Here is a 13,013-nt window from a genome sequence, read left to right as displayed (position 1 = left end):
TCTGCTATACAGATATTTTAATTAACTTCCCTACTGCTTTATCCAAAGCCATCGGCAGTATATTGTCCACAAGTATTAACGGTAGACCTTACCACATTTAATCAATTGTGCCTGACATTTTGGGGTCTCTCCAGAACTACTAACTCACTTTCTCAAGTTAATAGACATCTCCAAAAATCAAAAATCAAATCAATTCTTATATTTCTCCCTTTTGCCTGTTGCCTGTTGCCTGTTCTCCCTTTTAACTTACTTCCCCATCAAACAGACTAATCCAAAACCTTTGCATACCCGTTGTACCAGTACAGAATAATAATTTACCCAATAACTCTAATCCTAGTTGATTTAACTTTTCCTCTGAATTGTAGGCCATTACACCAGACCGCCTGGGGTTCATACGACTGCGAAAATGTGCTCTAAACTGTTCTAAATAAAAAGATAATTGTAAATGATTTTCTATTGGTAACTGTTTTTGATTTAACTGCTGGTAGTCAAACAAAAGTTTCCGAATCGGAACAGTTAAACGTTTAGCCAAATGACCAGTAATAATCACTAAAGCTTTGGCCTCATTCAATGTCAAGGGACGACGTTGACTATTCAGACGTAGGGGATTTGTACTACGCAGTCGCCACAAAGAAACCCGATTTGGAATAATCCCTTGTAGATCTAGGTCTTTGACAACTTTGAGCATAACTTCTGCTCCTCCAAGTTGCAAAGCTTCAACTGCCAAAAGAATTAAATCAATTTGGGTTTTAGTTCTACGAGGACACCCATTATCGGGGAGAGGTATATCTGGTAAATTCTTCAATATTAATGGTGTGGACGGAATGGGGGCAGTGTTCAATTCCATTACTTTATTTATTGCCAATATTCAATACTTCGTTATAATATTTTGGTAAAAATGTCAATATAACTAAATAATATTAATTACTATCAAGAATAACACCCAATTATAGATTTTGTAATCAGTCTAAACAGCATCATTAATGTCAATAGAAACTCCGGTCTACATTTAGAGATATACTTTTCCCACTGAGGAATTTTTTTGAATTTATCTAAATCTTATAACTTTTGACTAAAATCTATGGACCTAAAAAATTTAATTCGCGAAATTCCTAATTTTCCCAAATCAGGAATTTTATTCCGAGATATTACGACCCTTCTCAGTGACCCAGAAAGTTTACATTATACTATTGACATTTTGGCAGAAAAATGCTTAGAATTTCAACCAAACTATATAGTGGGTATAGAATCCCGGGGTTTTATTTTTGGTGTCCCCTTAGCTTATAAGTTGAATGTAGGTTTTGTACCAGTCCGCAAACCGGGAAAATTACCAGCAGCAGTATATTCAGTTACTTACGATTTAGAGTATGGCCAAGATACGTTGGAAATGCACCAAGATGCCATGGCAGCAGGCAGTAGGGTTTTAGTAATTGATGATTTATTAGCTACAGGTGGTACGGCAGCAGCTACAGCTCAATTAATTGAAAAAGCAAGTTGTAATTTAGTAGGGTTTGGCTTTGTGATTGAGTTAAAAGACTTGGGTGGGCGTCAGAAGTTGCCTGAAGTGCCAATTGTTAGTTTGATCGAATATTAATTGAAAATTAGAAGTCAGAAGCTAAGTATAATTTCCGTTAATTGACTATAAAATACAAGCAATATAGCATTGGCAGTGAGGTTTTAGTTATTTAGCAAAAGCGCTGTAAAATTCAGGCAACGTTAGATTTTGCCTTTAACAGTAGGCATCTTGCCAGCTTCGGGGTGTACCTCACACTTAGTGGAGGGAGTCTACTATAACTATTGTAAGGGCTAAAGCCCAACTACAAACAAAAACTTTATTATCAGTAATTATCCGAATATAAACCCCTTTTTCCTCAGATAACTAAAGCTTTCTTCCTTCTTCCTTGTTCCTTCTTTCTTCCGCAAGTTAATGGATAAAAAATTGAAGTATAGCAAACTAAAACAATTAATTGCCAGTGAAACTTTTGCTTATGTTTTAAAGAGATTATTACAAGCAATTTTGACTTTATTTCTCGCATCTGCTCTGTGTTTTGCCATAATTCAGTTAGCTCCAGGTAGTTATATAGATACTTTAAGTCAAAATCCTCAAATTTCTCAAGATACTATTAAACAACTTGAGCAACAGTTTGGTTTAGATAAGTCGCCTTTAGAACAATATTTACGTTGGCTAACACAAATTATTACCAGTGGCAATTTTGGTAGGAGTTTTGTCTTTCAACAACCAGTGGCCGATCTATTATTGGAGCGAATACCAGCTACTTTAGTTTTGTCAATTTCTTCCTTAATAATGACCTGGGCGATCGCTATTCCTCTTGGTATTATTGCTGGAGTTAATCAAAACCGTTTTTTAGACCGTTTTCTCCAATTAATTAGTTACACTGGTCAAGGTTTTCCTAGTTTTATTACTGCTCTATTATTATTATTTTTAGCTCAAAATCTTTCTCCTTTATTACCAGTGGGAGGAATGCAAAGTATCGATTATGATGAGCTATCTTTTGTGGGTAAAATTTTAGATATGGGTTGGCATATAATTTTGCCAACTGTTGCTTTAAGCATTACCAGTTTTGCTGGTTTACAGAGGTTAATGCGGGGGCAATTATTAGATGTTTTGCGACAAAATTATATTCAAACGGCAAGAGCTAAAGGTCTTCCGGAGAATCGAGTAATTTATGTTCATGCCTTGAGAAATGCCATTAACCCTTTAATCACATTATTGGGATTTGAATTTGCCAGTTTATTAGGTGGTTCGTTTATTGCTGAATATTTCTTTAATTGGCCTGGTTTAGGAACTTTGATTTTAGAGGCAGTAAGAAATCAGGATTTATATTTAGTTATGGCAAGTTTAATGATGGGTGCTTTGATGTTAATTATTGGTAATTTATTGGCTGATTTATTGTTGAAAGCTGTAGACCCAAGGATTAAATTGGAAAATCTGAAGTGATTTAAGGAGTCAGGAGTCAGGAGTCAGGAGTCAGGAGTCAGGAGTCAGGAGTCAGGAGTCAGGAGGAAATATTGGAGGAATAGTATTGATAATTTCAGTATTTCTTTGGTACTGTCGGTACTATCAGTCCTTAAATTTTATTTATAACTGATTATCCGTTAGCGTAGCTCCCCCTCGGGGGGAACATGATATAAATTACTACATAAAAAATGGTATCAAACCTATCCCCATACGACTCTTGACTCCTGTCTCCTGACTCAATAGCAGTAACCTAAATATTTGTAGCAAAGATTTATCAAACTGGTATTATGACAGAAACAATACAAGCAGAACGAGTTACGCTTTATGATTTGATAGATAAATTTAATTTTAAATTGAGTGAAAATCCTGCTTTTTTTAGGGAATGGCAAGATAATTTACCAGAGATTAATCAAAGGGAAAAACAACAATTGCATCGGGTTAAAAATAATTATTTTAATTTAGCGATGCGTCCCATGGTAGAAGATATGGTTAAAATGGTGGTAGTGTCTCCTTTATTAGATTTAGCGGGTTTTTTTACCTCCTTTTTATACTACTGCGGAGAGTTCTATAGAGATTGAAGAGAGAGATAAAGGGTTAATTCTTCGGGGTAGAATTTATGTTTTGGTCTTACAAGACCGCTTCTGGGTTTTGGTTATTGAGTCTAAGCGATCAGGGTTTTCTTTAGAGGTGGGTATTCCTCAATGTTTAGCTTATATGTTGGGAAGTGATCATGCAGATAAGTCTTTGTTTGGACTGGTGACTAATGGCAGTAATTTTATCTTTTTAAAGTTGGTAAAAGGAGAGCAGTTTGAGTATGCTTTGTCTGATGAGTTTAGCTTAAGACGAGGGGATGATTTAGTGACAGTTTTGGCTATTTTAAAGGGGTTGAAAAGGGAGATTTTAAGTTGATTATGAGGTACGCTATAATTATTAATTATTAATTGTTGAAAACAATCATAACCACCCCTTAGCCTTCAAATGTTGAATATCTTTCTGCAATTATGCCACATTATAATGAATTGCGATACCACGCTCTGCCATCAACTTTTGAAAACGAATCTGCGACATATTTAATAATTGTGCTGATCTTCCCAAGCTAATTTCTTCCTGCTGAAAGAGCAACAAAACAATCTCAATTAACAGTTCATCCTCTGACAACCTACTAGCTTTTATGATTTCATCAGAAATAATCAAACTCACTTTTTTAACATCCTTTATTAATGGATAATGAACAATGGATAATTATTTATTAGTTGATAATTAATTCATTATTTAAAAGCATTTTATATTTGACAACTTTAGATTTAATAGCTTGATTCACAACACCTAAAATCAATATAGCGCTTCTCAGACTAATGAGGTACACATATCTTTATTTATATTCTCCCTATTACCTCCCTATTCCCTCCCTATTCCCTATTAATTATTACCAAGGACTGCTAACAAGAGTAAATCCTGACCAATAGAAAGGATGAGAAAAGTTAATTTCTCCCAATCCTTGTAAACTCTCAGGTAAAGATATTTCACCTCTAGAAAACTTCAATCTTTCATTCCTGAGCAATACATCTCCTTGAATCATTTTAATTTGAGTTTGTCTAATTGCTTCAGCTTTACTTGGTGCTGTTTTTAACTGTTCATAAAATTCACTCATTAAGGCTAAAGTTCCAATATCATTAACGTACCACAAACTTGCTAATACAGACTGAACTCCTGCTTCTAAAGCTAATCCAGCAAAACCTAACTCCACATCTCGATCTCCAACGGCAGTTTTACAAGCACTTAAGACTAATAATTCAGCCGGAGGAGTGTTCCAAGCAATCTCTTTTACTTTGTCTAAATGGAGTTGAGTATCCCAAAATTGAATGTAAGAATTTTCAGGTTTTCCAGGCTGAAATTTTGCATGAGTTGCTAAGTGAATAATATTAAAAAATTGAGAGGAAAGTTGATTTTTTAAGTTTTCTAAAGTGAATTCCTGATTGAGAAATAATTTTCCAGGCCAACCTTGAGAAATATTTTGAGGTGAGATACTTTCTGTCAGGTTTTCATCAACAATTGTTGAGAGTTCAACTGGAACTGCTGGTAAAGACTTTTGTGTCTGAAATTCTGATGCCCCCATGGCTAAAATTCTAGCTTTTTGAATGGGAGTATAATTAGAATCAATTAAATTAAATGCAGGAATAATTGCCAGACTATATTTTTCTACTAAAAATTTTTTTCCATCGTGTAATGCGGCTATTGGTAGAGTACGCAAACCTTTTCCTAAACAAAACAATATTGTGTCTATTTTTTCTGCTTGGAGATTTGCTGCAAAGGGTTTAATAATCCATTCATAGAGTTGTTGAGCCTGATTTAAGTAAAAGTCTGCAAAAAGCAGCTGAGGATTAGTGATTTCATTTTGAAATAATTTAACTGCTTGAATCAGGGTTTCGTATTTGATAAAATCAAGGTCTTTAACTAGAGGTTTTTTTCCAGGATAAATAAAGACTAAATGTAAATATTCTGGTTCGGGTATCGCCCAAAATACGGCTGGTTTTATATTACTTGTTTGGCTAATTTCTAACAATTTTTTAGCAATATCATCACCAGTTTTTGAAACTTTAGAAAAATCTCGATCAAAATAAGCCTCAAATTCTTTTTTTAGCCTTTCTTCCATTTTCATCACTTTCTCTGAGACAGTTAGATTTATGTCTTGAGAGACAGTTTTTTCTGAATTAAAAGTGAGAATAATAATCAGGGAAAGAATAAATATAAAAATTGTCATACTGACTTTATACTTATTCTTAAAAGAAAAGATTTTCTCAAACATATACAGTACCTTGTTTAATATCTTGGTAAGGATTCAGTTATTACAGGTAAGTATTTCCTGGGTCATGCCAGGCAAACAGTTTTTTTATAGTGTTTTACTCGTACTTTTAACTCTAGTTAAACTCTAGTTCAATTCTAATTCCACCTCTAAAAACAAAAAACGCAAAATATAGAGTAATTTGGTAAATTTGTCAAAAATTTGACGCTATATATAAAAAATCGCTACACTCGTAATTTGTTGCTTATTTCCAAAAAATTCTATTTTCTATTTAACTATGGTACGAGAACTAGAAAAAGTAGATCATAGGGAGTTCCCAGAAACAGCTCCCACTGCTAATCCAGTATTTTATCGAACTTATAGCCGTAAAACAGAAAATGGCCGTGAGACTTGGGTCGAAGTATGCGATCGCACAATTAATGGCCTGAGAAAATTAGGTCAACTTACCCCGGAAGAAACGGACTTACTGTATCGGATGCAAAGTCAACTAAAAGCCATGTCCTCTGGCCGTTGGTTGTGGGTCGGTGGCACAGAATGGATTACACAACCACAAAATTTTTCGGGGGCCTACAATTGTTCGTCCACAAATATAATGGACTGGCGTGCCTTTGGTCTATTAATGGACTTAGCAATGATGGGTTGCGGTACTGGAGCAGTATTAGAAGGAGATTATATAAATCAACTGCCACCAATTAGAAATCACTTAAATCTGATATTGCGGGGTGAAATTGGTTCTACTCCTGCTGAATTACGTCGGGAGTTGACAGAACTAAAATTTGATGGAGACCAGGTAGAAATTTATGTTGGAGACAGTCGTCAAGGTTGGGTAGGTTCATATCAAGCTTTGTTAGAATTGTCAACCGATGAACGATTTTCCGGTGAAGTCAAAGTCATTATTGATTTGAGCGATGTTAGACCTGCGGGAGAACAGTTAAAAGGATTTGGTGGTGTTGCCAACCCGGTGAAATTGCCAGACTTGTATCAACGTTGTGGGAATATTTTAAATCAAGCAATTGGGCGGCAATTAAATTCTGTGGAGTGTTGCCTGCTAATTGACGAAGCAGCAGTCACAATTGTCGCCGGAAATATTCGCCGCTGTTTACCTGAAGGTGCTTTAGTACATACAGCATCAGGGTTAGTACCCATTGAAAAAATTCGGATAGGCGATCGCGTCTTAACCAGCAAAGGATTTTACCCTGTGACAAATTTTTTCAACCAGGGTACTCAGTCTTTATGTCGCATTCAAACAGAAGACGGATATTTTGAATGTACTGCCGATCATAAAGTTGCCGTGCTGCAAGATTTGTATGGTAACTATAAAATGATAAAAGCTAAAGACTTGCAAGAGGGCGATCGCTTGATTTTTGTGCCTCAAGCAATACCTGGTACTCCCACCGAACTCCCTGAGTTAAAAGGTGTAACCTCCCATGGTGCTAAAGCAATAACAGTACCTGCTCTTACCAATGAGGTTGCTTATTTTCTGGGATATTTGCATGGAGATGGATCGGTTGCTTCAGATGGATGGCAAGTCAGGTTTTGGGTTCCCCAGGATAGTCCGGAAATTCTGGAACGACTGATTAATGTTGCTCAAGAATTTGGTTTGGAAACACATACACTGAGAACCCCAGAACAATGTAAAACCAAAGCTTATGAACTTCAGTTAAATAGCAGCATTCTGAATAAATATCTTTCACAGTTTAAACAGTCATTTACTTCTATTACGATTCCTGACTGTATTCTGATGGGAACAACAGAAATTCGTCAAGCTTATTTAGCTGGTTTAGCAGACGCAGATGGTTGTCATTCTCAGGGCGTACTGGTAGCTTCTGTTTACCAAGATTTTCTGCAACAGGTGCAAGCATTATACGCATCTTTAGGAATCACCACGAGATTGTGTGGTTCGGTGCGCAAGCGAACTGGAAAGTGGGAAGGTGAGTTAGTAACTGTAGGAGAGAGTGCTTTTGAAGCAGTAGAAAAAGTAATGATGACTTACTCTACTCAGTTTCCAGTGCAAAAACGTAATCGCCCTAAATTTTTCCACGATCACGGGTTTCCCTGGGAAATGGCTCAACCTTCAGTGAATACTTTTGATTGGAATAATCGCAAGCAGATGATGGTTCGCACTGTCAAGAACTTTATCGCCGATGCTACAGATTTGATTCCGGTAAAAGTGAAAAAAGTTGAGATGGATGTGACAGAAGCATCAACTTATGATATTGAAGTTGCCAGTATCCATGAATTTGTTTGTCAGGGAATTTTAGTAGCGAACAGTGCCGGAATGAGGCAGGGCAATAGTAGCGATCGCCTGTTTGCTGTAGCGAAGGATAATCTCTGGCGACAAGATGAAAACGGTAACTGGGGAATTGATCCAGAAAGAGATGCTCTGCGAATGGCAAATCACACCCATGTTTTCCATCACAAACCAACATTAGAAGAATGTGTTGAGGCAGTGAGAAAACAGTTTTATTCTGGTGAAGGTGCTATTCAGTGGGCAGGTGAAGCAGTTGCTCGTGCTAATCGCGATCTACTTTCAACCCCAGAAATAAAGAGTGATTTTATTAACGCTTATGGAGAAAATAATGCTAAAAAATGGTTTCAAGAACACTATCCAAATATTAGTAATGATGAACTGGAACATCGGTTAGCAAGATTAGGGTTAAATCCTTGCCATTCTGGGGATACTTTAGTTTCTACAGACCAAGGGTTAATTCCGATTCAGGATTTGGTAGGTAAACAGTTTAAAGCATTGGTGGATTTGCGTTCTGTCGGTTTATCTGGTGTGAAGTTAACGGATGCGATCGCTTTTGCGACGGGAGTTAAAACTACCTACAAAATTATGCTGACTAATGGAATGCAAATGCGATGTACAGCAGACCATCAACATTTTACCAGTCGAGGTTGGGTTAGCACTCAAGATTTAACTAATGATGACAATATTTATGTTCAGAGAGGAGCAGGTTATTTTGGCAAAGGTACTATTTCTGTTGCTCAAGCTCAAATGCTTGGTTGGTGGTATGGAGATGGATATAATGTTAGGATAAAAGCTCGTAGTAATGGTCATGGAAGGAAGCAAGACCACTTTGCTAAAGGGTTTGTTTTTAACCAAGATGAGTATGAAACTGCCAACAATATTGTAGGCAAAGCGGTTGCATCAATTACAGGAAGAGAATATGTAACTACACTGCATAAAGGAGTCTATGAATTCCGAACTCAATCTCCTAAATTAGAAAAGTTTTTTGCCGATTTAGATATAGTCGGAAAAGAAGAACTTCCTAATAATTTTCTGAGTCAATCTCAGGAAGTTTTAATTGGCTTTTTACAAGGAATTTTTAGTGCAGATGGCACAGTAGATAAAGATTCCATAAGAATTAAATTAGCCATGGTTTCGGAAAAACTACTCCAACAAATTCAATTGATTCTATCTAATTTAGGAATTATTAGTACAGTTAGATTAATTAGGAAAGAAGGTTACAGAGGTGTTCCTTATACAACTGTTGATGGAACTGAGAAAATTAGCTTAGATCGAGGCAGTTATGGATTATTTATCTCTACTTTTAACTTCAATTTATTTCAAGAATTAATCGGCTTTCCACTATCGCCAAGTAAGAATATTAAAGCTGAAAAATGGTTAAAAAAACCATTGCCTAATTATTGTGAGTCAACTATTAATTCTAAGTTTACTTCAAAGGTGAAAAAAGTTGAAGAATTTGGAGAAGAAGTTGTTTATGATTTGCACGTTCCTTTAACTAATTCTTTCATTGCTAATGGTTGTTTAACTCACAATTGTGGAGAAATAATTGGCTCTAACTTCCACTGCAACTTGTCAGAAATTCATCTGAATCAAATTGACCCAAATAACCATAAAGAACAGGAGGAAGCTTTTACTGCTGGCGCCCTTTCTGTGGCAACTTTACTAAACCATAAATTCCTCGAACCTCGCTATAATTCTAGTCGAGAATTAGACCCTATTGTAGGTGTTTCTTTTACTGGTTTATTTGACTTTTTTGTAAAAGCTTTTGGCATTGAATGGTTGCATTGGTGGCAAGCAGGTCGTCCCGCAACTATTCAAGGTCTAGAGTTTAAACAAAAGGAAGCAGAATATTTGACCCGTTGGCGCGAAATAGTACATCAGGTAGTGTGGGATTATTGCGATCGCCACAACCTTAAACGTCCAAACCGTTGTACAACAGTTCAACCTAGTGGCACTAAGTCTCTGTTAACAAACGCTGCTCCCGGTTGGCATCCACCTTTTGGGTTGCGGTGGGTGCGACGCATTACTTTTGCCAAAAATGACCCCGTAGCATTAGCTTGTCTTGACTATGGTTATTCTGTAATTCCAGGGCAGTCAAGCAAAGATGAAAATGGAAATTTACTGAACGATCCTTTTGACGATCGGGCTAAAGAATGGTTAGTAGAAATTCCAGTACAGGTATCTTGGATAGATTTACCTGGGGTTGAAGAGATTACCATTGAGAAGTTCAGCGCTACTGCGATGTTTGACTTTTACATGGGAGTACAACAACATTGGACAACTCATAACAGCAGTAGCACCATTTTATTAACGGAAGCAGAAATTGAACCTCTTGGCAAACGTATTTATGAAGCAATTCGTGATGACGAGGGTTATATTTCCTCAGCGTTGTTAGCGCGGTTTGATGCACCTTTCCCCCGGTTGCCATTTGAACGCATATCTCAGGAGGAATATGAAAAAATGCAAGAGGATGTATTGCGTCGTCGCAAGTCCGATAATTTTTCCGAGCTGATGAATGGTTATGTGTTAGCTAGTGAGTTGCCAGAGATGGGACCTCAAGACCCCGCTTGTTCTGGAATGGTTTGTGAATTGAAAGCTTCGGAACCTCAAGTTAACTAAAATTTGTAGCTGTAGGGATTTATGGCTGGATATCTTTCATATCTGTCCACCCTACAATGTTTGGTATTAGTGCATTGTCATGGTATAGATAGTGGGAGCATCTTGCTCCCGCTCTAATAGGGATAAGTAACTTATGATAGGAGTTTATATTATAAGTAATACTTTTTTCTCCTATATTGGTATTATCCCTAATTCTCTAATTTTATAGCAGTCGAAGGAAAGAAGAGGACATATCAAAAGCTGAAAACTCAGACAATGCCAGATTTTTCCTTCTGCCTTCTGCCTTCTGCCTTCTGCCTTCTGCCTTCTGCCTTCTTCCTTCTGCTATAGCATCTGTTAAGAGATAGGTATTAATTCCTCTTCAAAAAACCAAGTACCTATGTTTTCTTCAAATTCGACCCAAAAGCCGATTCCACTACCGTCTACCATTTTGAATTCTTTTATTGTACCAATTGGATTTTTCTTCAGTTGGTCAATTATATTTGCGGGTGGTATAGGTTGTTGTTTGATACCTTTTACTTTTACTTTCTGACCTATTTCCATTTTTGTTTACGATGTTCTCCTAGTGGTATGAATCAATGCACAGTTTATATGAAATTAGTGCTTGAGCACAGTTCTATAGTATAAACCAAAAGTCTAATATGAAAGGTCAAAAGCCAAATTATTTCTATGATTGAGGTATAGTATTAATTTGATAAATGTTTGCTACAAATAACTAGGCTATTTATTAGGAGTCAGGTGGGGAAGCCGCCGGATTGGCGACGTACAGGAGGACCGAGTCATATCAAATCCGGTTAAACAGCCATAGAATGGTTAAGTTAGGAGTCCTCAGGAGTCAACCCACCCCTCGCCCCTCCCCCTCCCAGGAGGGGAGGGGAAGTCAGGAGTCAGGAGGAGAAAGAATTACAAAGATAAACGTAGTTATGGCGATTGAAGATTTTTTTTATGTCCAATTAAACGGATTTGATATCAGCAGGGAAGAAGAAGGAAGAGGAGAAAAAGGAGAAAATTTTTTTATAACTAATTATCCGGACATGATATAAATTATCTTTTTCGTCAAAGGGACATCTCCTCTAAAATCTTTTGTTCGTCTCAGCGGAACTTAATTCTATCGCACTTATTATTCGTAACATTTTTTTTCACGGTTGGTATAAGAATTTGAGAATGTCCTAAGCAAACTTTGAACTGCAATATAGCACTGCTGCTTAAATTCTCATATCTACATAATTTGTTTCATCTCAATATTTAGAGCTTCTCCTAGAGTTTTGACGAGCAAAAATTATCATGAAACTAATCATAGAAATCTGGGTAATTATTATGGGCATTAAATATCTATGACAATTAGCGTACTCCAGGTGAAGTGTGAAGTATTAAACCCAATAGTCAAGGGGTTAAATAGTAGTTATTCCCAATTCCCTATTCCCTACTACCCTCCACCGAAGATTAATAAAAAATGATAAATGATTTAAATAAAACTCAGATTCCGCACATCAATTTTTCATATAATAAAGTACCACAAACATCAGTGGGTTGCTCAGTATTTATAGTCTATAAATCATTATTTAACTCAGACAAAAGCCAAATTAAATTAAATAAATTAAGCAGAAATACTTGATGGAGCCAGATAATTAGCCACCATCATTCCCTACTGACTACTAACTAATGACTACTAAATAATGACTACTGACTACTAGCCCTTTATACTACGCTTTCAAGTGCGGAATGTAGGATGAAAATTATGTTTGATCATTTTTAGAGAAAGCCTAAAACACTTGCTGTATCTAGGAATTTTTTAAATTCAGTATCTACGGGTGCGGCAGGATTCGAACCTGCGGCTCGCGACTTAGAAGGTCGCTACTCTATCCAACTGAGTTACGCACCCAATTTTAAACTATGAGATTGAGGTTACTCTTTATTATTCTACTTGGCAAATCTCCAAATACGCAAGTCGATCTTTGATATTTAGATTAATTAAGTACAAGTGTCTTGAGAGTAAATGGACTAGAAATACTAAATCCGGCGATCGCTAGTATTTTGATTATGAGGATCGGGCAGAATACACTCGTGCTGAGAGTAGAATTTATTATATATGTAGTCCATTGAGGTAAAAATACCTATAGCTTGTTCTCGAAGAAGCCCACATAAAAATTTCAGTAGAGCAGTTTCAGATGAATTATGGCCTTATTTCCCAGAAATTTGATCTAGACAGTTATTAATATATTTAGGAGCAAGATACTTGAAAACTTGTAAATCCAGTATTGTAATCGTATAAGAGAAAATCTGTAAAAATATACTATGTCTGGTGATGGAAAAATTTCACACACGGTAATCAGGGAAGGGGTGAGATAATTCTTAAACAT

10 protein-coding genes and 1 tRNA gene are annotated in these 13,013 nt (G+C 36.4%); 6 read left to right on the top strand and 5 right to left on the bottom strand.

Features of this window, described 5'->3' with window-relative positions; genetic code table 11:
- Positions 1-241 precede the first annotated feature (241 nt).
- Entirely contained in the window at positions 242-847 is a 606-nt protein-coding gene (locus tag F6K06_RS01740; protein WP_124145227.1) for a DUF3038 domain-containing protein, read from the bottom strand.
- 234 nt (positions 848-1,081) lie between these two features.
- Between F6K06_RS01740 and F6K06_RS01735 the strand changes: the two genes are divergently transcribed.
- The 4 genes from F6K06_RS01735 to F6K06_RS33700 all read left to right on the top strand — a co-directional run bounded on the left by F6K06_RS01735 (position 1,082) and on the right by F6K06_RS33700 (position 3,889).
- The gene (locus F6K06_RS01735) at positions 1,082-1,594 is read left to right on the top strand and encodes an adenine phosphoribosyltransferase (protein ID WP_124145198.1); all 513 of its coding nucleotides are present in this window, start codon (positions 1,082-1,084) and stop codon (positions 1,592-1,594) included.
- A 333-nt stretch (positions 1,595-1,927) separates the two neighbouring features.
- Entirely contained in the window at positions 1,928-2,959 is a 1,032-nt protein-coding gene (locus F6K06_RS01730; RefSeq protein ID WP_124145197.1) for an ABC transporter permease, read from the top strand.
- A gap of 308 nt (positions 2,960-3,267) precedes the next feature.
- Positions 3,268-3,558, top strand: coding sequence for a hypothetical protein (locus F6K06_RS33705; RefSeq protein ID WP_287286689.1), 291 nt, complete (start codon positions 3,268-3,270; stop codon positions 3,556-3,558).
- 43 nt (positions 3,559-3,601) lie between these two features.
- Entirely contained in the window at positions 3,602-3,889 is a 288-nt protein-coding gene (locus tag F6K06_RS33700) for a hypothetical protein (protein ID WP_338043189.1), read from the top strand.
- 90 nt (positions 3,890-3,979) lie between these two features.
- Here the strand turns inward: F6K06_RS33700 and F6K06_RS01720 are convergent, their stop codons facing one another.
- Positions 3,980-4,180, bottom strand: a complete 201-nt coding sequence (locus tag F6K06_RS01720) for a UPF0175 family protein (RefSeq protein ID WP_124145196.1) — start codon at positions 4,178-4,180, stop codon at positions 3,980-3,982.
- 226 nt (positions 4,181-4,406) lie between these two features.
- Positions 4,407-5,741: a CHAT domain-containing protein gene (locus F6K06_RS01715; RefSeq protein ID WP_240041548.1), complete on the bottom strand. Its 1,335-nt coding sequence runs from the start codon at positions 5,739-5,741 to the stop codon at positions 4,407-4,409.
- A 319-nt stretch (positions 5,742-6,060) separates the two neighbouring features.
- On the opposite strand from F6K06_RS01715, the gene nrdJ reads away from it, so the two are divergent.
- A complete protein-coding gene (gene nrdJ, locus F6K06_RS01710; RefSeq protein WP_287239760.1) occupies positions 6,061-10,653 on the top strand; it encodes a ribonucleoside-triphosphate reductase, adenosylcobalamin-dependent in 4,593 nt (1,530 codons plus the stop codon).
- Positions 10,654-10,989: 336 nt separating this feature from the next.
- On the opposite strand, the gene F6K06_RS01705 is transcribed toward nrdJ, so the two are convergent.
- The gene (locus F6K06_RS01705) at positions 10,990-11,196 is read right to left on the bottom strand and encodes a DUF2862 domain-containing protein (protein ID WP_124145194.1); all 207 of its coding nucleotides are present in this window, start codon (positions 11,194-11,196) and stop codon (positions 10,990-10,992) included.
- A 266-nt stretch (positions 11,197-11,462) separates the two neighbouring features.
- Between F6K06_RS01705 and F6K06_RS01700 the strand changes: the two genes are divergently transcribed.
- Entirely contained in the window at positions 11,463-11,696 is a 234-nt protein-coding gene (locus F6K06_RS01700; protein ID WP_287239756.1) for a hypothetical protein, read from the top strand.
- 765 nt (positions 11,697-12,461) lie between these two features.
- On the opposite strand, the gene F6K06_RS01695 is transcribed toward F6K06_RS01700, so the two are convergent.
- Positions 12,462-12,535 (bottom strand) — tRNA-Arg (locus tag F6K06_RS01695).
- Between the last annotated feature and the right edge of the window lie 478 nt (positions 12,536-13,013).

Origin of the sequence: Okeania sp. SIO1H4 (genome assembly GCF_010672695.1) — a bacterium.
GTDB classification, from domain to species: Bacteria; Cyanobacteriota; Cyanobacteriia; order Cyanobacteriales; family Microcoleaceae; genus Okeania; species Okeania hirsuta.
Note: the sequence above shows the minus strand (reverse complement) of the source record. Positions and strands in the feature narration are given on the sequence as shown.